Source organism: Ruegeria sp. HKCCD7251, assembly GCF_013031165.1.
GTDB lineage: Bacteria > Pseudomonadota > Alphaproteobacteria > Rhodobacterales > Rhodobacteraceae > Ruegeria.
Map to the genome: position 1 here is coordinate 188,866 of NZ_WPZC01000003.1, position 26,955 is coordinate 215,820.

Sequence of the window (26,955 nt, forward strand, 5' to 3'; positions counted from 1 at the left end):
ATTAATAAACGGAGAGGCCAAATGAAAATCGGTTGCCCCAAGGAAATCAAACCGCAAGAGTTCCGCGTCGGCATGACACCCAACGCCGCGCAAGAGGCCATTGCCAGAGGTCACGAGGTGATTATCGAAACCGGGGCCGGACAGGGCTCGGGCTTTGACAATACCGACTACATCGCAGCCGGAGCGACGATCGTCGACACCGCGGCCGAGGTTTTCGCCACGGCAGACATGATCGTCAAAGTGAAAGAACCGCAGGCAGCCGAGCGCAAGATGCTGCGCGAAGGTCAGTTGTTGTTTACCTACCTCCACCTTGCACCCGATCCAGATCAGACGCATGACCTGCTTGCTTCGGGGTGTACGGCCATTGCTTATGAAACCGTAACCGACTCCAGCGGTGGCCTGCCCTTGCTTGCGCCGATGTCCGAAGTCGCGGGTCGCCTTGCGCCGCAAGTCGGCTCATGGACCCTCCAGAAGGCCAACGGTGGCCGCGGGGTGCTGATGGGCGGTGTCCCCGGTGTAGGCCCCGCGAAAGTTGTGGTCATCGGCGGGGGTGTTGTGGGAACGCATGCCGCCCAGATCGCAGCCGGCATGGGCGCAGATGTCACTGTGCTGGACCGTTCTCTGCCGCGCTTGCGCTACCTCGACGACGTGTTCGGGAACAGGTTCAAGAACCAGTACTCGACGGCCGGTGCCACGGCTGAGCTGATTCAAACCGCGGACATGGTCATCGGTGCGGTGCTGATCCCCGGAGCCGCTGCGCCAAAACTGGTTACGCGCGAACAGCTATCCACGATGAAACCCGGCGCGGTTTTGGTTGATGTCGCCATTGACCAGGGTGGTTGTTTTGAGACCTCAAAAGCCACAACCCACGCCGAGCCGATCTACGAGGTCGATGGCATCATGCACTACTGCGTGGCCAATATGCCCGGCGCCGTCGCGCGGACTTCGACCATTGCATTGGGGAACGCGACGATGCCCTTCATGCTGGCGCTAGCCGACAAAGGTTGGAAACAGGCCTGTCAGGACGATCCGCACCTGCTGGCCGGGCTGAATGTTCACGCCGGACAACTGACCTATTATGCGGTCGGCAAGGCGCTGGGTATCGACGTTGTATCGCCCAATGTGGTGATCAAGTCCTGAACCCTCCCGCCCCTGAAAGCGCCCTCTGCCGAGGGCGTTTACAGCGTTGGGCCAAGCGCCGCGCAAAAGGCGCGGCGCCGGACCCAACCGGAGAAGGGCATTTCAATGCCCGACCGACGGGCGGGAGCACTTACGCCTGTTTGTGAATCTCCACCGAATGCGGATATGGAATCGAGACACCCTTGGCGTCGAACGCTTCCTTGATCGCTTTGGTCAACTCGAACTTCACGTCCCAGTAATCGGCATTTGCGCACCACAACCGTGCGGTCAAATCAACCGAGCTGTCGCCCAGATTGGTCACCCGTACCCAGGGTTCGGGATCGCTCAGAATGCGGCTGTCCGCCTGCGCGACACTTAGAATGATCTTCATCGCCTCATCCGCGCTGTCGCCATAGTCGATCCCAAACACCAAATCGACACGCCGGGTATCATGCGCCGAATAGTTCGAGATGATCGACCCCCAGGACTGACCATTGGGGACAATGATCTGTACGTTGTCGGGCGTCACAAGCTCGGTCGTGAATAGGTTCAGGTCTTTCACGGTGCCGGACGTCCCGCCAATGTCGACATACTGACCCAGCTTGTAGGGGCGGAACACCACCAGCATCACTCCGGCGGCAAGATCGCTGAGCGTTCCCTGAAGCGCCAAACCGATCGCAAGCGAAGCAGCACCCAGAATGGCGACGATGCTGGTCGCCTCGATGCCGAAAATGCCCAGCACGGCGACCAGAACCATGGCCAGTATCGCCCATTTCACAAGGCTGGCGACAAAATTCCCAAGCGTCTGATCAATGTTCGGTGTTGCATTGATCCGGCGGCGGACCACGCCGCTGATCGCTCCGGCCACGATCCACCCAAGGATTAGAACAATCAATGCCTTCACAGCGTTCACGATAAGGGGGGCAAACGCACCCACCTGAGTCACGACCTCATCCACGCGCTTCTCCTTTCCGAGTTGTTCCTGACCCGCGACGGCTGCGCGGGATTGCCGAAGTTTGAGCGATAACGGGGCTTTGGTCTAGGTGTGAGATCCAGACCTTTTCCCCGTTGTTCCAGAATACACAGCCGCTGACCGGCTGCGCACACTCCCACCACTGGAAGGATCGTCCATCCGTGCTTACCTGTTGCAGACCGTCTGAAAGGAACCAACCATGCTGGACACCACCTCACACCCGATTACAGCTCGCTGGCCTGCCAGCAGCCCCGACAAGATCCAACTCTATTCCTATCCTACGCCCAATGGCGTCAAAGTCTCGATCATGCTGGAAGAAACCGGCCTGCCCTATGAGCCGCATCTGGTCACGCTGGCCGACAAGGATGTTAAAAGCCCCGAGTTTCTTTCGCTGAATCCCAACAACAAGATCCCCACGATCATCGACCCCAATGGTCCGGACGGAGAACCGCTGGCGCTTTTCGAAAGCGGTGCGATTCTGCTGTATCTCGCCGAAAAAAGCGGCAAGTTGCTGGGGTCAACGCCGGCCGACAAACATCGTGTCACCCAATGGCTGATGTTTCAGATGGGCGGTCTGGGGCCGATGTTCGGACAGTTGGGCTATTTCCACAAATTCGCCGGAAAAGAGATCGAAGACCCACGCCCCCGCGAACGGTACATCGCCGAAGCGAAACGGTTGCTGAACGTCCTGGACACACAACTCAGCGGTCAAGACTGGATCGCTGGAGAGTATTCGGTCGCCGACATAGCCATCGTCCCATGGCTGCGCGGTTTGGACTATTATGGCGTCAAAGAAATCGTGGGATGGGACGATTTCGCGAACCTTCAACCCTATGTCGACCGGTTCCTTGCACGGCCCGCCGTTCAGCGCGGCCTGCGCATTCCAGCGACAGAGTAAAACCGGGTAGGGTGAGGTCCCGCCTCACCCCGCACCTTCACTTCAGCCAGGAAGTTTGCCCGTCAAAACGTACCGCAGCACGTCAACAACTTGCGCGGGCTGCTCGGCAACTGCCAGCGCAGCGGCGTCCACCTCTTTTAGGGCGTGCTGGTGATCGGGGCCGTGCAATACGATCAGGGACTTGCCCAAAGCCGCAGCATACCCTGCGTCGAACGCTGCGTTCCACTGCTTGTACTTCTCGCCAAACCGCACCACGACAACGTCAGCATCGGCGATCCCCTTGCGCGTGCGAATAGCGTTAACCATCGCGCCCTTATGGTCATACCAGTATTTGTTCGACTCGGCACCCAGAATGGCCACTCCGCAATCATCGCTGGCGTCGTGATCCGTCACCGGGCTGTTGAACGTAATATCCAACCCTTTTGCGCCTTCGATAATCTGCTCACGCCAGTCGGTGTGAATCTCTCCGGACAGGTAAACGCTCAGGCTCATGGAACTCTCCTTGCTGGTTGGCGCGACCCTAGTGCGAATTCCTTGGCAACCCAAGGGGTCGCAACGTTATAGGTTCGGCAAAAAAAGCGCGCCCGAAGGCGCGCCCTGAACTTCGATTGCAGACCGGCTTAACCGCGCAGCGTTCCACCGGTCGCCTTGGTAACCTTGGCGATGATCTTCTGGGCGGCCGCCTCGATATCTTCTTCCTTGAGCGTCTTGTCAGTCGGCTGAAGGCGAACAGTAATGGCAAGGGATTTCTTGCCCTCTCCGACGCTGCCACCGATGAATTCGTCAAAGACACGCACATCCTCGATCAGTGCCTTGTCCGCACCTGCGGCTGCATTGACCACAGTCAGTGCCTCGACACTTTCGTCTACGACAAAGGCAAAATCCCGCTCGACCGCTTGCAGGTCACGCAGTTCTAATGCCGCTCGGGTCGCGCCGGACTTACGGGGCAGAGGCACCTCATCCGGCCATATGGTAAGGGCCATCGCCGGGCCTTTGATATCCATCGCCTGCAGGATACGCGGGTGCAGTTCACCAAACACACCCAACACCTTTTTCGGACCCAGACAGATTCTACCGTGACGGCCCGGATGCCACCACGCATCGCCATCGCGCAGAATCTGAACCTTGGCGGGCGCACCAATGGCTGCAAGCACAGCCTCGGCATCTGCTTTCACGTCGAACAAGTCGACGGGGCGTGACGCACCATGCACATCTTTTGGCCCGTCGCGGCCGACCAGCAGACCGGAAATCTGAGTTTTCTGATCCCCCGGTTCGCCATCATGGAAGACAGGGCCAACCTCGAACAGGGCCACATCTGCATATCCGCGCGCCTGATTGCGCGCCGCCGCCTGCAACAGACCGGGCAGAAGATCGGGGCGCATATGGCTCATCTCGGACGAGATCGGGTTTTCCAACTGGGTCGCCTCATCACCGCCACCGAACAGCGCTGCCGACGTTTGATCAATGAACGTGTATGACACGCACTCATTATACCCCAAGGCCGCGCAGGTACGGCGCGCCATGGATTGACGGCGCTGTGTGGGCGTCATCACCGGTTTGGGGATACCATCCGTGATACGCGGCAGCGGCTTGCCTTTCAGCTTGGTCAGGGACGCAATCCGCGCGACCTCTTCCACCAGATCGGCTTCACCCATGATATCGGGGCGCCAACTAGGAACATGGGCCATCTCGCCCTCAAGGCGGAAACCCAGACGGGTCAGGGTCTGGCGCTGCTCGCTTTCGGGAATATCCATCCCGACCAGCGACTGCACACGCGCCGCGTCCAGCTTGTAGGCACGCGCATGGTTCGGTGCTTTGCCTGCTTCGACAACGGACGAAACCTCGCCCCCGCAGATATCCAGAATCATCTGCGTTGCCTGCTCCAGCCCTTCGCGAGTGTAGTCCGGATCAACGCCACGTTCGAACCGATAACGCGCGTCCGAGTTGATCTTGAGCGCACGACCGGTCAGGGCGATCTGCACATGATCCCAGAACGCGCTTTCGAGGAAGACATTCACTGTCTCTTCGGTACAACCGGTTTCCTCGCCACCCATGATGCCAGCGATAGATTCCGCGCCCTTGTCGTCCGAAATCACCATCATGCCGGGCTGCAAAGTGTATTCTTTTTCGTCCAGCGCCACCAGCTTCTCGCCGCCCTTAGCGCGATGAACGCGCAGGTTGCCCTGCACCTTGTCCGCATCAAACACATGCAACGGGCGGTTCTGGTCAAAGGTCATATAGTTGGTGATATCCACCAGAGCCGAAATCGGACGCAACCCAATCGCCTTCAACTGATCCTGCAACCATTGCGGGCTGGGTCCATTCCTGACCCCGCGGATCACCCGTCCAGTGAAATGAGGCGCACCGTCGAGCGTGTCTTCGTCAATCGTCACCTTGATCGGGCTTTCGAAATCGCCGGGTACAGGCGTATAGTCACGCTGCTTCAGCGTACCCACACCCCGCGCGGCCAGATCGCGCGCAATCCCCGCCACACCAAGCGCATCGGGGCGGTTCGGCGTGATCGCGATCTCGATCATCGGGTCAACCTTCGAGGGTTCATTCTCGGCCAGCCAGTCTACAAACGTGTCACCCACCTCGCCCGAGGGCAGCTCGATAATGCCGTCATGTTCGTCGGACAGCTCCAGTTCACGTTCCGAGGCCATCATGCCATAGCTTTCGACACCCCGGATTTTGCCGACGCTGATGGTTATGTCCAGACCGGGGATATACATGCCCGGCTTACAGACGACGACCGTGATCCCTTCGCGGGCATTGGGTGCACCGCAGATGATCTGCAAATCGCCCTCATCGGTTTCCACGGTGCACACACGCAGCTTGTCCGCGTCGGGGTGCTTCTCGGCGTGTTTCACATGGCCCAGCGTAAAGCCTGCCAGCCGGTCCGCCGGGTTCACGATCTCTTCGACCTCAAGGCCAAGGTCGGTCAGCGCCTCGGCGATCTCATCAACCGACGCATCCGTATCGAGGTGGTCTTTCAGCCAGGACAGAGTGAATTTCATTGCAGCGGGCTTTCTTGGGCAATCATCCGTTTGGCACAGGCAATGGCAAAGATTGCGCCAAGGTGCAAGCGCTGCGCGCTACGGATAGGTGGGGGTGCGGCCCAAAAGCTCGTCCAATTGCCAGCCGATCCAGCCATGCGGAATGAAATGTCCGCCCGGATGCGTGTCCAGCACCACCTGCCCCTGCGCGCAATCGGTCCATTCCGTGCGGCTGAGCGTCAGGAACGGCTTCACGCTCCAATCCCCGCGCGGGGTCGCGCCGTTGCAATTGTACTTCTCGCGCCACAGCGCCACCGGATAGGTCGTGTCCCCATCGGGGCCAAGGGGGAAATCCATCACCGTATCATCCAAGCCATGCACATGCCGCACCTCACGCGGAGCTTCGGGGCAGGTTTCCGTCTGACGGATCGAGCCGGCAACGGCCAGCAGCGCCGCCATGTCATTACCCGACTGGCACACAAAGCGCCACGCCATCGCACCGCCATAAGAATACCCCGAGACATAGATACGGTCCGGATCGACCGGATAGCGACTGGCCACATCCTCCAGCACCCGATCGGCAAAGAGGACATCCCCGGTATCCGCCGACCAGAAATTCCAGCTTTTGCCCAAGCCGTTCGGGGCCACCAGCAACACACCCCGCAGCTTCGTGGCCCCCGCGATCCGTTCATGGTTCACCACTACGGTGCCCTGCCGCGACCATCCGTGAAAATGCAGCAGCACCGGCAGAGGACTTTCTCCATCCCATCCATCCGGCTCCAGCACATGATACGAGCGGTCCCCGACCTCACAGGCGGTATCGCCATGGCAATCGGATTTCCAAGGTCCCATGGCGAGCGCCGGGGTTGCGGTCATCAAGAGGAAAAGCAGTCGATAGATCATAGGCCAGAGCCTAGTCACCTGACACGCGGTGTCACATAAAATATTGGTGTAGGCCGGGCTTCAGCCCGGCACCCATCCGAACCAAATGGCGGGCTAAAGCCCGGCCTACAATCAACGCAGCGCCAAGCCGTACAATTCTACTTTCTCTTCTTTGTCCCGCGCTGCACTCGCAAAATTCGCAATTTTTCTTCCTGTCGCGGCCTCACTTGCATGCTGAAACGAACGTAAGCGGCCCAAATACCTGGGCAAACCGCTACAAGAAGGACAAAACCCATCAACACAGCGCTGGAACCTGCAATAGAAACAGCCACTCGTGTAACTATCACAATCCCAAACGCTAGACCCAAAAGCCAACGTAAGAGAGCATGTGAAACCCGATCGTCCCAACAATCCAAGTAACGGGCCAGATACAGTCCCAGCGGATATATTTACCGCGACAAACCACCATGCAGGTTCGGCATATCCAGCGCGGCAAACCCGTAATGTCTCAACCAGCGCAGGTCGGAATCAAAGAACGCCCGCAAATCCGGAATGCCGTATTTCAGCATCGCCAGACGGTCGATCCCGATCCCGAACGCAAAGCCCTGATAGACCTCAGGATCAATGCCACCGGCGGCGATCACCTTGGGGTGGACCATGCCGGAACCCAGAATTTCCATCCAGTCGTCGCCCTCGCCGATCTTTAGCTGGCCGTTATCCCACGAACAGCGGATATCGACCTCGGCCGATGGCTCGGTGAAGGGGAAGTGTGAGGCGCGGAAGCGTAGTTCGACATCGTCGACTTCGAAGAACGCTTTCACGAACTCTTCCAGAACCCATTTTAGGTTCGCCATCGAGATGTCTTTGTCGATGGCCAACCCCTCGACCTGATGGAACATCGGCGTGTGGGTCTGGTCGTAGTCGGCGCGGTACACACCGCCCGGACAGATCACGCGGATCGGCGCGCCCTGTTTCTCCATCGAGCGTATCTGCACCGGAGACGTATGCGTTCGCAGCACATGCGGCGGGCGATTGTCACCCTCAGCGCGGTGCATATAGAACGTATCCATCTCGGCCCGTGCAGGGTGGTGGCCGGGGATGTTCAGCGCGTCGAAGTTGTACCAGTCGTCTTCAATGCGCGGCCCCTCGGCCACCGAGAAACCCAGTTCAGCAAAGATCGCAGTCAGTTCCTCGGTCGCCTGACTGACCGGGTGGATCGACCCCTGTCGGCGCGCGCGGGTCGGCAGGGTCACGTCCAGCCATTCAGTGCGCAGGCGTTCGTCCAGCGCGGCATCGGCCAAAGCCGCCTTTTTCGCGGACAGGGCCGAGTTGATCTCGTCCTTCAAAGCGTTCAGCGCAGGGCCTGCGACCTGACGTTCCTCGGGCGTCATCTTGCCCAGTTCGCGCATTTTTAGCGCGACCTCGCCTTTTTTGCCCACGGCCGCGACGCGGATCGCCTCAAGCGCGTTCTCGTCGCCTGCCTCGGCGATCTGCCCCAGATATTTTGCCTTAAGATCGTCCATGACGCTTCCTGAACCTGGCCTCTGACTGATGTTCAGGACCTGCTATCACAGCGACGCGCGAAAGCAAGAGGGGGCCGGTGCGCTTTCAAATCGACCGCAGCGCAATTGCCTCGGCCTTGCGCTGTACAGGCCGTGATGTCGGGCCATAGCTGCCAGGATGGTCGCGCAATTCGGGAAACAGCGCGAAAAGTTCATCCGCCGTGTCAGCACCAAGCCCCTTTAGCCCTTCACCCCCTGGAAAAAAACTCTCAGAAATCAAGCCAGAGGTTGAGACAAGCTGATGGCGATCAAACATCAGATGCACATAGCGCACGATATCGCAGGGCGCAGAGGCGATCGTTTTGCCATTGGTCAAAGCGCTGGCGGCGATCAGAACGTCGTCCTCGCCAAACAGCAATTGCGCCTGCCAGCCAGAAATCAGCAACCGATGTTGGGGTGAGACAAGGATGTCGCGCTGCGCGCCCAAGGTGCCGGCCTGAATCCGAACAGGGGCAAACCGGCCGTTGCCCCTGACCGTCTTCCCTCCGACCCACCGCACCGGGCACGCACCGTCGTCAACCGTCAAAACCAGATCGCCCGGCCGCAGCGTTTCAACCCGACGCGGGCCGTCCGGTGTCTCCACAAGCGCTCCCGCCACAAAACAGGCCGCACCGCTGTCACCCGGCGAAAGAGGCGCGTTAACCTGCGTATCAGGGTCTGGCTGATTAAACTGAATAGACGTCGTCGTCTGACCCGGATTTGTCAAAACCGGCAGGTTTTCCGAGGTCGCACCAGCAGCGACCCCATCCAAAGCCAGAATATTCTGCGTCCCGCGACCGATGTCGTAAAAGTCGATCACTTCGTTCGTCGTGGTGTTGGTGAGCGCATAAGCCTCAAAAATGTTCGGACCACCACCGTTGGGATCGGTAAGCAGGATCGGGAAATCGTCCGCCGAGATCACAAAGACCTGCTCGCCGTTGTCAGGGTCGGTAAAGATCTGAACAGACGGGTCATCAAGCGGAATTTCTATGCCGACCGTACCATTGGCCTGATAAAAGGACACCGTGAAATCCGATGGGTCCTCGGACGGGCTGAGCGAGACTTCCAGAAACTCGGCCACGCCTGTTTGCGCGGCATACGCGTTCGAATAATGTAGTTCACTGATACGAGCCATATGTCCACCGACACACAAAGGTTTGTCGGGACTATACCCTCAAAACCAAAAACCGAACCTTAATACACATGAGATTTGGACCGGGGATCACTCATTTGCAACAATCCGGCGATCGGCGTGACGGCAATCAATAGCTGTATTCGGGATAAATCCGGGTCAGATCGCCGTTCCAGTCGCCATTGTAGTGATCCAGCAACTCGTCCGCGGGGACTTTGCCTGTCTCGATGCTGTCCTTCAGAGCGTTCAGAAAATGGGTCTCATCCGGAACCAACCCGCCAGCGCCGGGCAAGGCGCGGGACTTCAGGCCAGACTCGGCAATCGAAACAACTTCGCGCGCAAGATCGTGCATGTTGATGTTTCCGACCCGTGCCTGCAGGCCATCTTTAGCGGCCTCGACGCGTAAGGATTCGCGCGTTTCAGCGTCCCATCCTTTGACCAGATCCCACGCGGCATCCAGTGCACCCTGATCATAGGTCAGACCCACCCAGAAGGCAGGCAACGCACACAGCCGACGCCAAGGGCCGCCATCTGCGCCGCGCATCTCCATGAACTTCTTGATCCGCGCTTCGGGGAAGGCGGTCGTCAGGTGATCGGCCCAATCCGACAGGGTTGGCGTTTCACCGGGCAGCGCGGGTAGTTTGCCCTGCAGGAAGTCGCGGAAGGACATGCCCAGCGCGTCGATATACTGCCCATCGCGATAAACGAAGTACATCGGCACATCGAGCGCGTATTGCACGTAACGCTCGAATCCGAAGCCTTCTTCGAACACGAAAGGCAGCATTCCGGTCCGCGCATCGTCCAAATGCCGCCAGATATAGCTGCGCCAGCTTTTCTGGCCGTTCACCTTGCCCTCGAAGAACGGCGAGTTCGCAAACAGTGCGGTCGCCACCGGCTGCAACGCCAGCGCCACACGCAATTTCTGCACCATGTCGGCCTCGGACCCAAAGTCAATATTGACCTGAACCGTACAGGTGCGACGCATCATGGCGCGCCCCATGGTGCCAACCTTTTCCATATAGTCGTTCATCAACCGATAGCGGCCCTTGGGCATCAACGGCATCTCGTCATGGGTCCAGATGGGGGCCGCGCCCAGTCCGATGAACCCCACGCCGATCTCGTCGGCAATATCCTTCACCTCGCGCAGGTGGGTGTTCACCTCATCGCAGGTCTCGTGGATGGTCTCGAGCGGAGCACCCGACAACTCCAGCGCACCGCCGGGTTCAAGGCTGACATTCGCGCCGTCTTTCTCAAGCCCGATCAAGTGACCCGCTTCGCGCACCTCGGCCCAGCCATGGCGGTCGCGCAGACCTTCCAGCACAGCCACGATCGAGCGTTTGCCTTCAAACGGCAGCGGTTTCAGAGTGTCTTTGCAATAGCCGAACTTCTCATGCTCGGTCCCGATACGCCAATCGGACTTGGGCTTGCAGCCCGATTCCAGATATTCGGCAAGTTGTTCGTGGCGTTCGATCGGCCCGCCGCCGGACTGGGGGATGGACATGAACCGCTCTCCGATCCTGATGTGTCTGTCTTTCGGTCAGTCCTGCGGTGAAATGCCGCCAGTGTCAATGCAGCCGAAGATGTTGCGGGCGCATCGGCTTACGCTCCCATATGACCACCGGATGCACGCCTCCGCTGTTCAGTTCCGCCAGCATTGCTTCGGTTTTAAGCCCCGGCAAGGCCGAGAAAACGTCGAACAACGCCTCGGCCCCTTCTGCATTCACAGGAATGTGAAGCGCAGGCTGACCCGGCTGATCCAGAACCCAATGCGCAGGGTTCGAGGTCGGGTCCAATGCCAGCCGCTCGATTTCACGTGCAGCGACGATGCCACCATCCAACGGGCCAAGATAGGTGATCTGCCCTTCGTCAATAGTAACAACGCCGGATCCGCCTGCTCCGGTTCTGAACCGCGCGCGTTGAATACCGACCACGGTCAACGCCGCGGCGACAATCACCAGCACCCACCCCAACCAGCCAAGCAGGCCCCCGGGGCCGCTGATCCAACTGAGTCCGACCAACAGAACCACACCGGCCGCCAGCACCTCGCGCCAGCGCCACAGGGTCAGTTTGGCTTCGGGTCGGATGAAACTCATGCCGGGTCCTTTGGGGTCTTGAACAGGATCAGGGAATACTGACCTGCGGGTTTAAATCCGATTGCGATATAAGCACGCGCAGCGGAATCGGAAGCCGCAAAAAGAACAGCGCGGGTTACACCCGCCGCCCGAGCCTCAAGCAGGTGCAGCGCGACAGCCAATTTCGCATAACCGCATCCGCGCAAGGTAGGCGGGGTATAAACGCCACCGATTTGCACCACTTCGGGCAATCGCGCATTGAATCCCGTCATTCCCACAGGCTGACCAGAAACCAGCAAAGCCCGGTGAGAATCGCGTTCGACATAGGCGGCAACGTCTTTCTTTGACTGGTTTTGCGCGCGATCCTCGTCGAAATCCATCGCTTCGGTCAGGTAGCTCTGACGCCAGCCCTCGGCAATCTCGCGATCCACATCACCCAGCGGCACTAGCGTGGCGCCGGACGTATCGGGCAAGACGATGTGGTTCAGATCCAGTGTGAAGCCCGGTTCGTCACTGTTCATGGTCGCAGGCCGATCGTCCCACCCTGCCAGATGCATGAATCGGCGGGCCTGCGTTGCCTCGGCCGCCAGACCGAACAATGCGCGACCCCGGATCAACTCTATCGCTTCTAAAAGCTCGGCATCGCTGCAATCAGGGCATTGCGGCAGCACCATACCCTCGTTCGTGATGGCAAGAATGGCACGCGGACTATCGCCCAATGCCCAGACATTCAACGCGCGCGGGTCACACCCCCGCAAACCAAAATCACGCAAATTGGCCAGAGGAAACATCGATGCCTGAATGTGTTTCGACAGAAACCGGTCGATCATTGGCACGTCTTCTTGTCGCGCCTGCCGCCACGTCACGTCCAATCCCCCAGCGCCTGCTGCCACATTGTCAGCGCAGCAACCGCCGCCGTATCCGCCCGCAGGATGCGTGGGCCCAGACTGACCACATGCGCAAAGGGCAACCCAGACAGGCGCGAGCGTTCCCGATCGGAAAACCCTCCTTCGGGCCCTATGAGGATAGCCCAGGGCTGATCCTTTTCGTTCGCTGCCAGACGCAGGGCTGATCCCACCTCGGCCTCGTCACAGAACATCAGTTGGCGACCGTCAGGCCATGCATCCAGCACGCGGTCCAGACGCTGCAGGTCGGCGACTTGGGGTACATAAGTCCCGCCGCATTGCTCAGCGGCTTCGACCGCGTGGGCCTGCAGGCGGTCCTGTCGGATACGTTCGGAATTGGTGAATTCGGTCTGGACGGGCAGGATGCGCGCGGCACCCATCTCGGCCGCCTTTTCGACAATGAAATCGGTCCGTGCTTTTTTGATCGGCGCAAAAAGCAGCCACAGATCAGGCGGCAGTTGCAAAGGTTTGGACTGTTTCAAACAGGTCAGCACCCCGCCGCGTTTTCCGGCCTGCACGACCTGGGCCAGCCACTCTCCGTCCTGGCCGTTGAACAGCGCCACGTGCCCGCCCACGGCCAGACGCATGACACCGAAAAGGTAATGCGCCTGCTCGCGCGTCAAATCAACGGATTGCCCCGGACCCAGAGGGTGCTCTACATACAGTCTGATCTTTGCACTCATGAGACGTTACATATGCAAGGCAACGCCCCAACACCAGACGGTCAGGTCGCCGATGCGGTATCCGGCAACTGGGTCGATACACACGCGCCCGCTTTCGCCCGGCCATACTTGCGCCTGAGCCGTGCAGACCGGCCCATCGGCACATGGCTATTGCTGATCCCCTGCTGGTGGGGTCTGGCGCTGGCGATCCTGAGCGACGGCAATCCGCGTTTGGAAGATCTTTGGATCGCTGTCGCCTGTGCCATCGGTGCGTTCCTGATGCGGGGCGCGGGCTGCACATGGAATGATATCACCGACCGAGAATTCGATGCTCAGGTCGAACGCACCCGGTCGCGACCCATTCCTTCGGGACAAATCAGTGTGCGGCAGGCTGCGTTCTGGATGGTGCTGCAATGCCTTTTGGCGTTGATGATCCTGCTGACCTTCAATCGGGCCGCCATAGCAATGGGCGTGCTGTCTCTGCTTCCTGTAACGATCTACCCTTTCGCCAAACGCTTCACTTGGTGGCCGCAGGTGTTTCTGGGCCTCGCGTTCAATTGGGGCATCCTTCTGACTTGGGCCGCGCATACGGGAACAGTCAGCGTTCCCGCAATCACGCTGTATCTGGCAGGCATCGCGTGGACGTTGTTCTATGACACGATCTATGCCCATCAGGACGCCGAAGATGACGAGCTGATCGGCATCAAATCCACCGCCCGTCTATTTGGTGAGAACACGGCGAAATGGCTGAAATACTTCCTTGTCGCAACCGTCGCGTTAATGGGCCTGGCGATCATCGACGCAGCAACGGCACAGGCGTCGACCCTTGCACTGTTCGTGGCTCTTTTCGGTCCTTGGGCGATGGGATGGCATATGGCGTGGCAGTTGCGCGGATTGGACACGGATGACAACGCCAAGCTGCTGCAATTGTTCCGCGCCAATCGGGACACCGGCCTTATTCCGCTGATCTTCCTTGGCGTCGCGTTGCTGGTCTGATTGCACCTCGGCGCAGGCCTCTGTAAGAGTGCTGCTCAATCACCCGAGGAGTCGATTGCCCGCACATGCGCCTGCCCTATTTCATCGCCGTTGCCCTGATTTTCCTCGTGTCAGCCGGAGTATCCCTGCTGGCGGCCAGTTACGCGGTGACAAAGGTCGAAGAGGCATCCGAATTCGCAGTGCGGCGCGCGCTGGACCTTAAAGGCCATGACTGGGCCGAAGTTGAATCCGACGGCCTGCGAGTCATCCTGACCGGAACCGCACAGGATGAGGCCGCCCGTTTCAATGCATTAACGGCCGCAGGGACCGAAGTTGATACGTCGCGCGTCATTGACGAGATGCAGGTTGAAGCGACGCGTCAGTTGGCTCCACCACGCTTTTCCGCAGAAATCCTGCGCAACGATAGCGGCATTTCGGTTATTGGCCTCATACCTGCCAGCCAGGACCGGGACGCGTTGGTAGACCGGCTTCGCAATCTGGATGGCGGCAATGTCTCGGACCTGATGGAAACCGCAGACTATCCAAAGCCGAAAGGCTGGGAAGAAGCGTTAAACTATTCGGTTGAGGCTCTGGCGCGTCTGCCGCGCGCCAAAATCTCGGCCAGCCCCGGACTGGTCAAGATCACGGCCATCGCAGACAGCCAGCAGGAAAAAGAGCAACTGGAACAGGACCTGACCCGGGCAGCCCCCCCCAGCCTGCGCATCGGGCTGTCCATTTCGGCGCCAAGACCGGTGATCACGCCTTTCACCCTGCGTTATTTGATTGATGAGTCCGGCGGGACCTTTGATGCGTGCTCGGCGCAAGACGAAGAAGCGCGCGACACGATAATCCAAGCGGCGCAAGGCGCTGGTCTGACGGGGCCGTATTCCTGCACGATCGGGCTGGGTGTGCCATCGCCCCGCTGGCCCGAGGCTGCATCACTGGGCATTCGCGCGCTGGCAGAAATTGGTCAGGGTTCAATCACAATTTCGGATGCTGATGTAACGCTGGTCGCCGCCGAAGGCACCAATCCCGCGCTTTTTGACAGGATCGTAGGCGAGCTTGAGGCCGCTCTGCCCGGTGTTTTCGCCTTGCACGCCGTATTGCCGGAACCGACCGAAGACGCACCTGCAGGTCCGACAGAGTTCTCCGCAACGCGCAGCCCTGAAGGTCTGGTGCAGATGCGCGGCCGTTTGGGTGACGAAGCGGCGCGCGACATGGTCGACAGTTTCGCACGGGCGGCTTTTGGGTCTGAACGAGTTTATACCGCCGCGCGGATTGCCCCCGATTTACCGTCAGACTGGCCCGTGCGCGTGCTGGCCGGGCTCGAAGCCCTGTCTCACCTGCACAATGGCGCTCTGACAGTAACGCCGGATGATGTCGTCCTTAGCGGCATCAGCCACGATCCCGAGTCCAAGGCCCGCATCGCCGGTCTGCTGTCCGAAAAACTGGGAGACGCGCAGGACTATACTCTGTCCATCACCTATCAAGCACCCCCTGAACCAGAAGACACGCTGCCGGACCCCGAAATGTGTGAGGAGCAGATCGCGGAAATTCAGGCAGCAACCAAAATTGCCTTCGAGCCGGGCTCGGCCACGATTGCGTCAGACTCGCGCGATACTGTGAACCAAATTGCCGACATTTTGCGAGAGTGCGGACCAATCCGGATGGAGATTCAGGGCCATACCGACAGTCAGGGCCGCGAAGAGATGAACCAGCAACTCAGCCAGGCGCGGGCGCAGTCCATCCTGAACGAATTGCGCGGCCGCAGGATTCCAACCGGCAGCTACTCGGCCGTCGGCTATGGTGAAACCCAGCCCATCGCAGATAACGACACTGAAGAAGGCCGTGAGGAAAATCGCCGGATCGAGTTTCGACTGATCCGACCCGAACCTATTGCCAATTCCGAAACCGGGCTTGAGGCGATGGAAGCCACAACAGGCGACTCGGAAGACGCGCAGCCAGAGGCCGAAGATACCGGCGCAGAGGAACAGTAAGTTGAACAGAATCGAATTCATCATCGCCACCGCCGTTATCCTGTTTGCGGCATTCTGCATGGGCTGGTTCGCGAACTGGCTTGCGCACCGCCTGTCGCGTGTGCGTCAAAGTGATGTCGCCGATCTGGACCGCATGAGTCAGGAATTACACGAAGCCGAAGAGACCCGCGATCAGGCGATCACTTACCTGCAACAGCGCGAAGCGGAACTGACCAACCAACTGACGCAGGCCGAGGCAGAATTGTCCGCAGCCATGGATGGCCTGCGCGCTGCACGTCAAGAGGCCGAGGAACTGCGGGGCCGTATCAACAACGCGGACTGACCTACCACCGGGTCAGCGCGTCTTCATCCTCGTCCTTGGCGGCCACCCAATCGGCCCCATCCGACGTGATTTCCTTTTTCCAAAACGGTGCGCGGGATTTCAGGTAGTCCATCAGAAATTCTGCAGCCTCGAACGCATCCTTGCGGTGCGGTGCGGCGGTTGCCACCATCATGATCCGATCCCCCGGAGCCAGTCGCCCGTGGCGGTGGATGACAAGGACATCACCCAGTGACCAGCGGCTTTGCGCCTCTTCCGCGATCTTGGTCAGGGCCCGTTCGGTCATGCCGGGATAATGTTCGATCTCCATGACATCCAAATCGGCCGCAGCCAGATCACGGACAACGCCGGTAAATGTCACAATCGCCCCGTTTGCGGCATCCTTGGCGGCAAAAGCGTTGGCTTCGGCACCCAGATCAAACGCGTCTTCCTGAACCACGATACGCATGGATCAGCCGCCGGTCATGGGAGGGAAGAACGCGACTTCACGAACCCCGGCAAGCGGCGCGTCAAAGTCCGAAAGCTCCTGATCGAGCGCCACGCGCAGCGCCGAAAGATCAGCAAAGGCCGCGGCATAGCGATCCTCTCGCGCGCTGAGTTCCGCGACCAGATCGGAAACGGTCGCGGCTTCGGTATCCACCCGCTCTTTCGGCAGGCCGATGCGTTCGCGCACCCAGGCGAAATACAGCACGTCCATCGCTTAGCTCTCCTTCAGATGGGGCATGGCTTTACGTAGGTAGTCGTAGCCCGTGATCAATGTCAGGGTCGCTGCGATCCACAGCAGCCACAATCCGATCCGGCCCGACCAGAACATCCCTTCAAGGTGCCAGCGGATGTTATTTACATCACCTACCTGTCCCGTAAGAACCTGATCAATGGTCGTAGGATCCATTCCGAACGTGGACATCACAAAGTTATGCTCGAATATCCCTTGCGAAAACAAGATAGCGATCGCAACCATCTGCGCGGTGGTCTTCCACTTGGCCAGCTTGGTCACTTTCAGGGTCCCCGCCACATCGCCCAGATATTCGCGCAGGCCCGAGACAAACACCTCGCGGAACAGGATCACGGTTGCGGGCAGTACCAGCCACGGCGTCCAGTGTTCGGTGGAATATCCAACAAGGATCATCAGCGCGATCACCACCATTGCTTTGTCAGCAATCGGGTCCAGCATTGCACCAATCTTGGTTTCCTGTTTCCACGCCCGCGCCAGATAGCCATCAAACCAGTCGGTGATTGCGGCAGACAAGAACAGGATTAGGGCAAACCAGTCCGCATAGGGTCGGGTGAAATACAGAAACATCACGGCCAGACCGGGGGCCGCAAGCAGGCGAAGAACGGTCAGAATATTGGGCAAGTTCCACTTCATGACCCGACCCTACATCGCCGGTTCAGGACATAAAAGGTGGCCCATCGAAAATCTGACCCGATCACAGGTAGTTGTGGCGCCCGGGGTCAAAGGGTCGCAACCCCGAATGCGCGGCTTGGCGCGCGGGGGCTTTGCGGTCAGATTGGCGCGCGGTCCAGACAGAGCAAAACATGACACAGCACATTCAAACCGATCCCCGATCCAACCTGATCGGCAGCGCGTGGATGATCGCCGCAATGGCGCTGTTCGCGCTAGAGGATGCGCTGATCAAGGCGGCTTCGGCGGCGATTCCGATTTGGCAGGTGCTGGTTCTGTTTGGCGCGGGCGGCGCGGTGATCTATGCGGCGGTGGCCCTGCTTCGCGGCTCGCGGCTGTTTCAGGAAGATGTACTGTCGCGCCCCATGGAAGTACGTGTGGTGTTTGAAATTCTGGGGCGGCTGTTCTATGTGCTAGCCATCGCACTGACGCCGCTTTCATCCGCCACGGTGATCTTGCAAGCCACGCCTCTGGTCGTTGTCGCGGGGGCCGCGCTGGCCTTTGGCGAAACCGTCGGCTGGCGGAGGTGGAGCGCCATTCTGGTCGGCCTGATCGGCGTCGTGATCATCATTCAACCGACCGGAGACAGCTTTTCGCCCCTGTCCATCCTTGCGGTGCTGGGGATGCTGGGGTTCGCGGGCCGTGATCTGGCCAGCCGCGCTGCGCCCGCCTCACTGGGGACCGAGGTGCTGGGTTACTACGGTTTCCTCTGCATCATCATCGCCGGGCTGGCCTATCGGTTTTGGGAGGGGACACCGATGCAGCCCCTTACCCCGCATGTCAGCCTGCACATGACAGGCGCAATCGTGATGGGCGTCTTGGCCTATGCCTCGCTGATGAAGGCGATGCGCACAGGCGAGGTCTCATCCGTCACGCCCTTCCGCTATTCCCGGCTGTTGTTCGGGATCGGGCTGGGCGTGTTCATGTTTGGTGAGCGACTGGACCAGACCATGTGGATCGGGTCGGCGCTGATCGTGGCCTCGGGCCTCTATATCCTGTGGCGCGGACGGCGAGCCTAGCCCTTGTCATGGAAGAAATCATAGACCTTCTGCGCCAACCCGGCTGAGATCCCCTCAACCGCTTTCAAATCCGCCAGGTTGGCCCGGCTGACCGCCTTGGCGCTGCCGAAATGAGTTAGCAACGCGCGTTTACGCGCCGCCCCGACGCCGGGGATTTCGTCCAGAGGCGTCGCCCCCACCGCTTTGGCACGTTTCGCACGATGGGTGCCGATGGCGAATCTATGCGCCTCATCCCGCAGGCGCTGGATGAAATACAGCACCGGATCATTGCGTTTCAGCGCAAAGGCGCGCTGGCCGATGCGGTGGAATTCCTCTTTGCCGTGGTCGCGATCCACGCCCTTGGCGACACCGACCATCGGGATGTCTTCGACGCCATGTTCGACCATGATTTCATGCACCGCGCTCACCTGACCCGCGCCACCGTCGATCAACAACAGGTCCGGCCAATGCCCCTTGTCGCGGTCGGGGTCTTCTTTCAACAGGCGGGTAAAGCGGCGGGTTAGGACCTCTTTCATCATGCCAAAGTCGTCGCCGGGGGTCAGATCATCCCCACGGATGTTGAACTTGCGATAGGCGTTTTTCATGAACCCTTCGGGGCCCGCCACGATCATCCCGCCCACCGCATTGGTGCCCTGTATATGTGAGTTGTCGTAGACCTCGATCCGGCTTGGCGGGCTGTCCAGGTCAAACGCCTCGGCCACGCCGCGCAACAGCTTGGCCTGCGTGGCGCTTTCCGACATGCGCCGGGCCAGTGATTCACGCGCGTTGCGCAGGGCACCCGCGACCAGTTCCTGCTTCTCGCCGCGCTGGGGGACAAGGATTTCCACCTTGCGCCCGGCCTTTTCCGACAATGCGTCCTGCATCAGATCGGCGTTTTCGACCGCATCCGACAGGATCAACTGACGCGGCGGTTCCTTGTTGTCGTAGAACTGACCAAGGAACGCCTCCATCACCTCGGCTGGCGACACATCCGCCCCCACCCGAGGGTAATAATCCTTGTTTCCCCAGTTCTGGTTGGCGCGGATAAAGAACACCTGCACACAAGCCTGCCCGCTCTCCATATAGAGGCCGATCACATCCGCCTCGGCCACGCCGCGCGGGTTGATGCCCTGGGACGTCTGCACCTGCGTCAGCGCCCGAATGCGGTCGCGCAGGCTGGCGGCACGTTCAAACTCCATCGCCTCGGAGGCGGCCATCATCTGTTCAGCCAGTTCTTCCTGCACCTTGGTCGACCGGCCCGACAGAAAGCGTTCGGCATCCTTGACGCTTTCGCCGTAATCGCTTTCCGAGATCAGCCCAACGCACGGCCCCGAACAGCGCTTGATCTGAAACAGCAGACAGGGCCGCGTGCGGCTATCGAACATGGAATCCGAGCAGTTGCGCAGCAAGAACGCCTTTTGCAACTGGTTCAGCGTCCGGTTAACGGCACCCGCACTGGCGAAGGGGCCAAAATAGGCGCCCTTTTCTTTCTTCGCCCCACGATGCTTCTTGATTTGCGGAAACCCATGATCCTTGGCGACCAGAATGTTCGGAAAACTCTTATCATCGCGCAGCAGCACATTGTATTTGGGCTTGAGCTGCTTGATCAGGTTCTGTTCCAGCAGCAGCGCCTCGGTCTCGGTCCGCGTGGTCAGAAACATCATCGAGGCGGTCGCGGCGATCATCTTCTCGATCCGCCCCGAATGGCCGGGGCGCGTATAGTTCGACACCCGCGCCTTCAGGTTCCGCGCCTTGCCCACGTACAGAACCCGGCTGTCCGCATCCAACATCCTGTAAACGCCCGGAGAACTGTCCAGCGTTTTCACATAACGCTGTATACATTTGTATCCAGTGGCTTGGCCGTCGGGGTTCGATTCGTTCTGGGTGGTCATGAGTCCGAAATATGATTCCCTGACCATGGCTGCAATCTTAAGCGTCTCAATTCAAGAGAAAACAAATCCACGGTTTCTGTGGATAACTATGAAGATAAGTTTCCAAGGGTCTCGATTTTCCCTTGATTCATTAAGGATTCCTTGATTTGCACAAAAAATAGGCGCTATATTAACTATCTGTTTTTAAATGTAATTTTTTCATACACATGGCAAGTGTATGAAAAAAAAGACAATTTTGTAACGCGCAAGTAACGGAAATGCGAGCGGTGCAAAACTTGAGGCAAAGATGCCTATTCAACCCCCAAAACATCCGGAGTTTGCCATCCAAGATGCTGCCCGCCATCGACGCATAGTAACTGCCCGGTCACGGCATGCGCGTCCAGAAAATATCCCAGCGCAGCGGTGATATCAGATGGGTTCGCGCCGCGTTCAAGCACGGTATTAGCGCGCTGCGCCTTGAAGTGATCTTCGCTTTGCCTGTGGCCCTGCATCGTCGGGCCGGGGCCGATCGCGTTGACGCGGATCGCGGGGGTTAGGGCCTGCGCCGCCGTGCGGGTCAGCGCCCAAAGACCCATCTTGGCAATGGTGTAGGACATGAACTCGGGCGTCAGTTTACGGACACGCATATCAACCATGTTGACGATCAGGCCAACTGCCACGGGCTCTCCCGCATCGTCGGTATCCGGTTCCAGATCCTGCTCTGCCATTGCCTGTGTCAGAACGAAGGGCGCGCGCAGATTACTGTCCAGATGCCGATCCCAGCTTTCACGGGTCGCCGTATGGATGTTATCATATTCAAAGATCGAGGCGTTGTTGACCAAACAGGTAATTGGCCCGCCCAAAGCCTCAGCCGCGCGCGGCAAAACCGTCTGGACCTGCGCCTCGTCCAGCAGGTCGGCCTGCAATGCGATAGCCTTGCGACCCATGGCCTGAACCTCGGATACAACCTCGGCGGCAGGATCGGCAGAAGTCGCGTAATGCACAGCAACATCATACCCGCGTTGGGCAAGGTACAAGGCCATGGCTCGGCCAAGGCGGATTCCTGCACCGGTTACCAACGCTCGGGTCATACGTACTCCCTCTTAATCAAGTCACGCCAACAAAGAGATGACGTAGACCGCATAGAGCAGAGTCAATAACAGTCCCCACCCACGCGTGATGTCTTTTTTGAAGAACACAAACGGGATCAGCAACAGCGACGCGCCCAACATGACCCACAGATCGAACCGCAGGAATTCCTGATCAACCGGAATAGGCCCGACCAGTGTGGCGATGCCCACGATGGCCAGCAGGTTGAACATGTTCGAGCCGATCACATTGCCTAACGCAACGTCCGCCTGACGGCGCAGGGCGGCCATGACAGTCGTTGCCAATTCCGGCAGCGAGGTCCCGACCGCGACCAATGTCAGGCCGATCACGGTTTCGCTGACGCCATAGGTGCGTGCGATGACGGTCGCATTATCCACCAGCAGATGCGCCCCCATCGGCAACCCGATCAGACCCAGAACCAAATAGATCGAGATCTTCCAATAAGGCATGTCCGGGTCGGCTTCTTCCAGCCCGTCAAGCTCTTCATCGTCGGCGCAGGCTTCGCCGCAGGCCTTGCGGTGAGCGTGGGCCTCGCGGAACGCATTCCACAGAACAAGACCAAGCGCGGCCAACAGGATCGCACCGCTGTACAAATTGAATATGCCACAGAAGGCCAGTCCGATGAAAAGAACTGAGGCCAGCAACATGAAGACATAGTTCTTGCGGCTGTCGCATTCACTGGTGTGCAGCGTCGCCAAAAGCGCAGGCAGACCCAGCACCAAAAGGATATTGGCCGTGTTCGACCCCACCACATTCCCCAGCGCGATCCCCGGCGCATTTTCCTTGATGGCGCTGATGGCAATCAGCAGTTCGGGGGCCGAGGTGCCAAAGGCCACGATTGTCAGACTGACGATCAGCGCGGGCACGCCCAGACGCAGGCTCAGGTTCACCGCACCACGCACCAGCGCATCACCCGCCAACAGCAAGATCAGCAGCCCGAGGCCGGAAAGCAGCCATGCCGTCATGTACGGCCTCCTTTTTCGCAGGCGCAAGGACCTTTGCCGATCCTGAACCGCCCGCAGCGCGGGCATCTTGAAGACTGCAACCTATGCTGTCCCGGAAAGCGCAGTTTCCCGAACATGGCCAGGACACCCATAGCAATCAGAAAAAGGGTTACGATCTTGATAATCACGTTACAAACCGAAACGCGCGTAGGCCGCGCGCTCCTCAAGGCCGGCAATCGCATCCTGGGCCAGTGACGCCCCGAACCGAGACCACAGCGGTTTGCGAAGGCCGTATCGACGGAACTTTACCTTGTCGCCGAAACGCTCCTGCATCTTTGGCTTAAGATGGGCGATACCGTCGATCAGCCCCAATTCCCGCGCGCGCCGGGCTAACCAGACCTCGCCGGTGAACAGGTCCTCGTTCTCATCCAACTTTGCGCCCCGGCGGTTTTTTACATGGGTGATGAAATTGTCGTGAATATCGGCCAGCAATCTTTCGAGCCGCGCGACATCCTCTTTCTTTTCCGGAGAGAACGGGTCCAGCATGGACTTTGACTGCCCGGCCGTGTGGACACGACGTTCAATTCCCTGACGTTTCAGCAACACATGCGCCCCGAACCCGGACGAGATCACCCCGATCGAGCCAAGAACCGAACTGTCGTCTGCATAGATTTCATCGGCTGCCGCTGCCAGCCAGTACCCGCCCGAGGCTGCAACATCCTCGACAAACGCAATGACCGGCACATTCAGTTCGTCAGACAGCCGCCGTATGCGGGCGCCAATCAACGAGCTTTGAACCGGTGACCCTCCGGGCGAGTTAATTTCAAGCGCCACCGCAGAGGGTTTTCCTTTGCGAAAGGCTTTCTCAAGTACCGGGGCAAGCGAAGTATCAGACATCGACGCACGTCCGGCCATTCCGATGGCACCGGACAATCGCACGACAGCGACGCTGGGTTGTTTTTTGAGAAACGGCAGGCTGAGTTTCATGGATGCCGATGTAGAGTGCAGCCAACCGGTAAACAAGGGACCGCTGGGGCCTAAAACGCGACGTGAACCAGATTCACACACATGACGGGCAAAAATGCAACGCCACGGATCGCCTAGCTGCGAATGCGCCAGCCTGTTTTGAAAATCCACCCGATGATGCCCAGACAGATGCCGGTGAACACCAAAATTGCCAAAAGGCTGAACCCAATGGGAACATCGGCAAGCCCATAGAAGGACCAGCGGAACCCGGAAATCAGATAAACCACCGGGTTGAACAGGGTGACTGTCTGCCACACTGGAGGCAGCATCGAAATCGAATAGAACGTACCTCCCAGAAAGATAAGAGGCGTCACCACCAATTGTGGGACCAGTGACATCTGTTCAAAATTGCTGGCCCAGATGCCTATTATGAACCCCAGCAGCGAAAAGCTGAGACAGGTCAGAACCAGAAACCACACCATCGCAAAAGGGTGTTCGATCCTTAGATCCACAAAGAACGTGGCGGTAATCAGGATTACCACCCCCACGAACAGCGCCTTTGTCGCGGCGGCTCCGACGTAGCCGATCACAATCTCGATAAAGTTCACGGGGGCGGATAGCAGTTCGTATATCGTGCCTAGAAACTTGGGAAAATAAATCCCAAAGGACGCGTTCGAGATCGACAGCATCACTACCGACAGCATGATAAGCCCCGGTACGATGAACGCACCATAAGATACGCCCTCGATCTCTTGGATACGGCTGCCGATTGCGGTGCCAAAAACCACGAAATACAACGAAGTCGACAGGACCGGAGACAGAAAGCTCTGCGCCAGTGTTCGAAAGAACCGGGCCATTTCGAACCGGTAGATGGCGGCGACGGCGGACCAGTTCATGCTGGGGCTCCGGACACTAGATTAACAAAAATTTCCTCAAGGCTCGACTGACGGGTCTGTACATCGCGCAACACCAACCCCGCCTGGGCCACGTCATTCAGCAAGGTGGTGATGCCTGTCCGGTCGGCGTGGATATCATAAGTATAGATCAGCACATCACCGTTTCCGTTCAAAGTCAGATTGTGCTCGGCCAGGGCTTTGGGAATGGATTGAATGGGTTCTGTCAGCATGACCTCGATCTGCTTCTTGCCCATCTGGGCCATAAGCGTGTTCTTGTCCTGAACCAGCAGCAATTCACCCTTGTCGACGACCCCCACGCGGTCAGCGATGGCCTCGGCTTCTTCAATGTAATGCGTGGTCAGAATGATGGTGACGCCTGCCTGTTTCAGCTCGGCCACGATCTCCCACATGTCTTTGCGCAGCTCAACATCAACACCGGCTGTGGGCTCGTCCAGAAACAACACCCGCGGTTCATGCGCTAGAGCCTTGGCGATCAGAACGCGGCGCTTCATGCCGCCTGACAATTCCTTGATCGCGTTCTTGCGCTTGTCCCACAAGGACAGCTTGCGCAGGATTTCCTCGATCCTAGAATTGTCAGCACCATACCCGAACAACCCGCGCGAAAACCGCACCGTATTCCAAACTTTCTCGAACGGCTCCAACGCAATCTCTTGCGGAACCAGCCCAATCATTCGACGGGCGGCCCGAAAATCGGTCTGGATATCATGCCCGCCTACCGTCACCGACCCGGAAGTCGGGGTCGTGATCCCGCAAACGGTTGAAATCAGGGTCGTCTTACCCGCTCCGTTCGGCCCCAGCAGCGCAAGAATCTCACCTTCTTCAATATCCAATGAGACGCCCTTCAGCGCCTCGAAACCGTCGGCATAGGATTTGCGCAAGTCCCTGATGGACAGAATTGGTGTCATTCACTTTCCCCGTTCTGGCGGGGACATTACCCCGGCGAACCGACACAGAACAGGCCCATTCCGCACAGGGTCCTGCGCATTTTTGTACGCGCCAACAGCCTCAAGCGGGTCCGGCATTGCGCAATTCGGCTATTCGCTTCTGGATCAACTCAACGTGCAACCGAGCGTCGTATTGCCCCTGCCGATAAGCAGCCGGCAACCGCAGCGCAGCCAGACGCTCATCCAGTTCACTCAAATGCGCCTGCATCATGTCCAACTCGGCGTCGCTTGGGTCATTGGCCAATTCCAGCTCGATATCGCGGATTTCGGGGTAATGTTGCCAAACACGCCAGCGCATCGCGTAGGCATAGGCAAAGGGCAGCAGCCGCATCAACGGAACCACGATAAAAAAGAACGGCAGCAACAACAGCAATACCCGGTTGATCTGCGCGGCAATCCAATAAGGCAGCCAGTTATGCCAGGTGGACGGGCCATCAAGGATCAATTGACGCGCGGTATTGCTGACATTCAGGCCGGTGCCGTCAATATTCGGAAAAACGCCCGGGTCCGAGATAATGCCCCTTGCCTGGTGCAACTCGATCGCTGCCATTGTCAGACGGTTGACCAAAGCCGGATGCAGATCGGGTCGCACGACCAACCGTGCCTCGATCGCGACCAACTCAACAGCGCGTGGCGGCAGCACAGGGTCCAAAGACATTCCCCCGGCCGGCACCGATACCACCGTCGCATAGGTCAGGCGTCTGGAAATTGCCTGTACATGTGCCAGGTCCAACACCCGCAGCCCCGGAGATTCATAGGCCGCCTTGAGATAGGGCGCTTCTATCGGGGCCACATAGACTGCGATATCCAGTTCACCCGCAAGCAGGGCAGCCGCAGCTTCGGCATAAGGTATTGAGAAATGTTCGTTTGTGTCCTCGGCCAGCCCCACAGCCCGTTCAAGATCACGAAACGCCGCCGCCGTTCCTGACCCTGGTGCGCCACTGTTGATCCGCAAACCGGACCAAAGGGCAGGATTGCGCGGGATGGCCGCGTCTTTGTTCACCAGAAAAACAACAGGCTCAAAGAATACGGCACCGACAGCTTCGGCTCTGTTTGGGTCAACCTTGATTCCACCTTGCAGAAAAGCGGCATCCACCTCGCCATTATTCAGCAGATCAGCATTCTCTACCGATCCGGCCGTTTCGAGTATTTCAAGCCGGATGCCATCCCGCGCCAATATGTCTGCATAGTCCTGCGCTACGGTTTCATAGGCCCCACCCGCGGGACCCGCAGCCAATACGATGGTTCCAGGGGGATGCAGGCGCGACAGAACACCGGCGAGAACCGCCAGCGCAAGAACGCTCCCGAAAAGGATCCACAACCGCATCC

Annotated in this window: 26 protein-coding genes; 6 read left to right on the top strand and 20 right to left on the bottom strand. The window is 58.9% G+C overall.

The features are described from left to right. The first annotated feature begins 21 nt into the window (after nt 1-21). Complete coding sequence (gene ald, locus GOX75_RS10160; protein ID WP_171122721.1) at nt 22-1,140, top strand: alanine dehydrogenase; 1,119 nt, start codon at nt 22-24, stop codon at nt 1,138-1,140. A gap of 130 nt (nt 1,141-1,270) precedes the next feature. On the opposite strand, the gene GOX75_RS10165 is transcribed toward ald, so the two are convergent. Continuing rightward, nucleotides 1,271-2,077: a mechanosensitive ion channel domain-containing protein gene (locus tag GOX75_RS10165; protein ID WP_171122723.1), complete on the bottom strand. Its 807-nt coding sequence runs from the start codon at nt 2,075-2,077 to the stop codon at nt 1,271-1,273. A 214-nt stretch (nt 2,078-2,291) separates the two neighbouring features. Between GOX75_RS10165 and GOX75_RS10170 the strand changes: the two genes are divergently transcribed. Next, on the top strand, nt 2,292-2,990 hold the full coding sequence (locus tag GOX75_RS10170; RefSeq protein ID WP_171122725.1) for a glutathione S-transferase family protein: 699 nt from the start codon (nt 2,292-2,294) through the stop codon (nt 2,988-2,990). 42 nt (nt 2,991-3,032) lie between these two features. On the opposite strand, the gene GOX75_RS10175 is transcribed toward GOX75_RS10170, so the two are convergent. The 9 genes from GOX75_RS10175 to GOX75_RS10215 all read right to left on the bottom strand — a co-directional run bounded on the left by GOX75_RS10175 (nt 3,033) and on the right by GOX75_RS10215 (nt 13,201). Beyond that, entirely contained in the window at nt 3,033-3,482 is a 450-nt protein-coding gene (locus GOX75_RS10175) for a YtoQ family protein (protein ID WP_171122727.1), read from the bottom strand. Between the two features lie 128 nt (nt 3,483-3,610). After that, on the bottom strand, nt 3,611-6,007 hold the full coding sequence (pheT, locus tag GOX75_RS10180) for a phenylalanine--tRNA ligase subunit beta (protein ID WP_171122729.1): 2,397 nt from the start codon (nt 6,005-6,007) through the stop codon (nt 3,611-3,613). A 78-nt stretch (nt 6,008-6,085) separates the two neighbouring features. After that, the gene (locus tag GOX75_RS10185) at nt 6,086-6,889 is read right to left on the bottom strand and encodes a PHB depolymerase family esterase (RefSeq protein ID WP_171122731.1); all 804 of its coding nucleotides are present in this window, start codon (nt 6,887-6,889) and stop codon (nt 6,086-6,088) included. 428 nt (nt 6,890-7,317) lie between these two features. Beyond that, nucleotides 7,318-8,391 (bottom strand): phenylalanine--tRNA ligase subunit alpha, encoded by a 1,074-nt coding sequence (gene pheS, locus GOX75_RS10190; protein ID WP_171122733.1) that lies wholly within the window; start codon nt 8,389-8,391, stop codon nt 7,318-7,320. 85 nt (nt 8,392-8,476) lie between these two features. After that, on the bottom strand, nt 8,477-9,544 hold the full coding sequence (locus GOX75_RS10195; protein ID WP_171122735.1) for a Hint domain-containing protein: 1,068 nt from the start codon (nt 9,542-9,544) through the stop codon (nt 8,477-8,479). 127 nt (nt 9,545-9,671) lie between these two features. Then, nucleotides 9,672-11,042 (bottom strand): glutamate--cysteine ligase, encoded by a 1,371-nt coding sequence (locus GOX75_RS10200; protein ID WP_171122737.1) that lies wholly within the window; start codon nt 11,040-11,042, stop codon nt 9,672-9,674. A 64-nt stretch (nt 11,043-11,106) separates the two neighbouring features. After that, the gene (locus GOX75_RS10205) at nt 11,107-11,634 is read right to left on the bottom strand and encodes a hypothetical protein (protein WP_171122739.1); all 528 of its coding nucleotides are present in this window, start codon (nt 11,632-11,634) and stop codon (nt 11,107-11,109) included. Then, nucleotides 11,631-12,443: a GNAT family N-acetyltransferase gene (locus GOX75_RS10210; protein WP_171122741.1), complete on the bottom strand. Its 813-nt coding sequence runs from the start codon at nt 12,441-12,443 to the stop codon at nt 11,631-11,633. The genes GOX75_RS10205 and GOX75_RS10210 overlap by 4 nt, the downstream gene beginning before the upstream one ends. A 32-nt stretch (nt 12,444-12,475) precedes the next feature. Next, complete coding sequence (locus GOX75_RS10215; protein WP_171122743.1) at nt 12,476-13,201, bottom strand: 16S rRNA (uracil(1498)-N(3))-methyltransferase; 726 nt, start codon at nt 13,199-13,201, stop codon at nt 12,476-12,478. Nucleotides 13,202-13,213: 12 nt separating this feature from the next. On the opposite strand from GOX75_RS10215, the gene ubiA reads away from it, so the two are divergent. The 3 genes from ubiA to GOX75_RS10230 all read left to right on the top strand — a co-directional run bounded on the left by ubiA (nt 13,214) and on the right by GOX75_RS10230 (nt 16,474). Beyond that, entirely contained in the window at nt 13,214-14,176 is a 963-nt protein-coding gene (ubiA, locus tag GOX75_RS10220; RefSeq protein WP_171122745.1) for a 4-hydroxybenzoate octaprenyltransferase, read from the top strand. A 65-nt stretch (nt 14,177-14,241) separates the two neighbouring features. Continuing rightward, the gene (locus GOX75_RS10225; RefSeq protein ID WP_171122747.1) at nt 14,242-16,152 is read left to right on the top strand and encodes an OmpA family protein; all 1,911 of its coding nucleotides are present in this window, start codon (nt 14,242-14,244) and stop codon (nt 16,150-16,152) included. Nucleotide 16,153: 1 nt separating this feature from the next. Further along, a complete protein-coding gene (locus GOX75_RS10230; RefSeq protein WP_170387322.1) occupies nt 16,154-16,474 on the top strand; it encodes a hypothetical protein in 321 nt (106 codons plus the stop codon). 1 nt (nt 16,475) lies between these two features. Here GOX75_RS10230 and GOX75_RS10235 read toward each other — a convergent pair whose 3' ends face one another. From GOX75_RS10235 to pgsA, 3 genes are read right to left on the bottom strand one after another with little or no spacing between them, the layout of a single operon-like run. Further along, nucleotides 16,476-16,919 (bottom strand): molybdenum cofactor biosynthesis protein MoaE, encoded by a 444-nt coding sequence (locus tag GOX75_RS10235; RefSeq protein WP_171122749.1) that lies wholly within the window; start codon nt 16,917-16,919, stop codon nt 16,476-16,478. A 3-nt stretch (nt 16,920-16,922) separates the two neighbouring features. Beyond that, a complete protein-coding gene (gene moaD / locus GOX75_RS10240; protein ID WP_171122751.1) occupies nt 16,923-17,168 on the bottom strand; it encodes a molybdopterin converting factor subunit 1 in 246 nt (81 codons plus the stop codon). Nucleotides 17,169-17,171: 3 nt separating this feature from the next. Then, nucleotides 17,172-17,840, bottom strand: coding sequence for a CDP-diacylglycerol--glycerol-3-phosphate 3-phosphatidyltransferase (gene pgsA / locus GOX75_RS10245; RefSeq protein WP_171122753.1), 669 nt, complete (start codon nt 17,838-17,840; stop codon nt 17,172-17,174). A 170-nt stretch (nt 17,841-18,010) separates the two neighbouring features. Between pgsA and GOX75_RS10250 the strand changes: the two genes are divergently transcribed. After that, complete coding sequence (locus GOX75_RS10250; RefSeq protein ID WP_171122755.1) at nt 18,011-18,895, top strand: DMT family transporter; 885 nt, start codon at nt 18,011-18,013, stop codon at nt 18,893-18,895. On the opposite strand, the gene uvrC is transcribed toward GOX75_RS10250, so the two are convergent. The 7 genes from uvrC to GOX75_RS10285 form a co-directional block, all read right to left on the bottom strand. Beyond that, the gene (gene uvrC / locus GOX75_RS10255) at nt 18,892-20,766 is read right to left on the bottom strand and encodes an excinuclease ABC subunit UvrC (RefSeq protein WP_171123212.1); all 1,875 of its coding nucleotides are present in this window, start codon (nt 20,764-20,766) and stop codon (nt 18,892-18,894) included. The genes GOX75_RS10250 and uvrC overlap by 4 nt on opposite strands. 290 nt (nt 20,767-21,056) lie before the next feature. After that, nucleotides 21,057-21,836, bottom strand: coding sequence for an SDR family oxidoreductase (locus tag GOX75_RS10260; RefSeq protein ID WP_171122757.1), 780 nt, complete (start codon nt 21,834-21,836; stop codon nt 21,057-21,059). A gap of 21 nt (nt 21,837-21,857) precedes the next feature. After that, a complete protein-coding gene (locus GOX75_RS10265; RefSeq protein ID WP_171122759.1) occupies nt 21,858-22,820 on the bottom strand; it encodes a calcium/sodium antiporter in 963 nt (320 codons plus the stop codon). Between the two features lie 168 nt (nt 22,821-22,988). Next, complete coding sequence (locus GOX75_RS10270; RefSeq protein WP_171122761.1) at nt 22,989-23,786, bottom strand: S49 family peptidase; 798 nt, start codon at nt 23,784-23,786, stop codon at nt 22,989-22,991. A 113-nt stretch (nt 23,787-23,899) separates the two neighbouring features. Then, the gene (locus GOX75_RS10275; protein WP_171122763.1) at nt 23,900-24,661 is read right to left on the bottom strand and encodes an ABC transporter permease; all 762 of its coding nucleotides are present in this window, start codon (nt 24,659-24,661) and stop codon (nt 23,900-23,902) included. Beyond that, complete coding sequence (locus GOX75_RS10280; protein ID WP_171122765.1) at nt 24,658-25,587, bottom strand: ABC transporter ATP-binding protein; 930 nt, start codon at nt 25,585-25,587, stop codon at nt 24,658-24,660. Before GOX75_RS10280 ends, GOX75_RS10275 begins: the two co-directional genes overlap by 4 nt. A gap of 100 nt (nt 25,588-25,687) precedes the next feature. Beyond that, entirely contained in the window at nt 25,688-26,953 is a 1,266-nt protein-coding gene (locus GOX75_RS10285; RefSeq protein ID WP_171122767.1) for a TAXI family TRAP transporter solute-binding subunit, read from the bottom strand. Nucleotides 26,954-26,955: the final 2 nt, after the last annotated feature.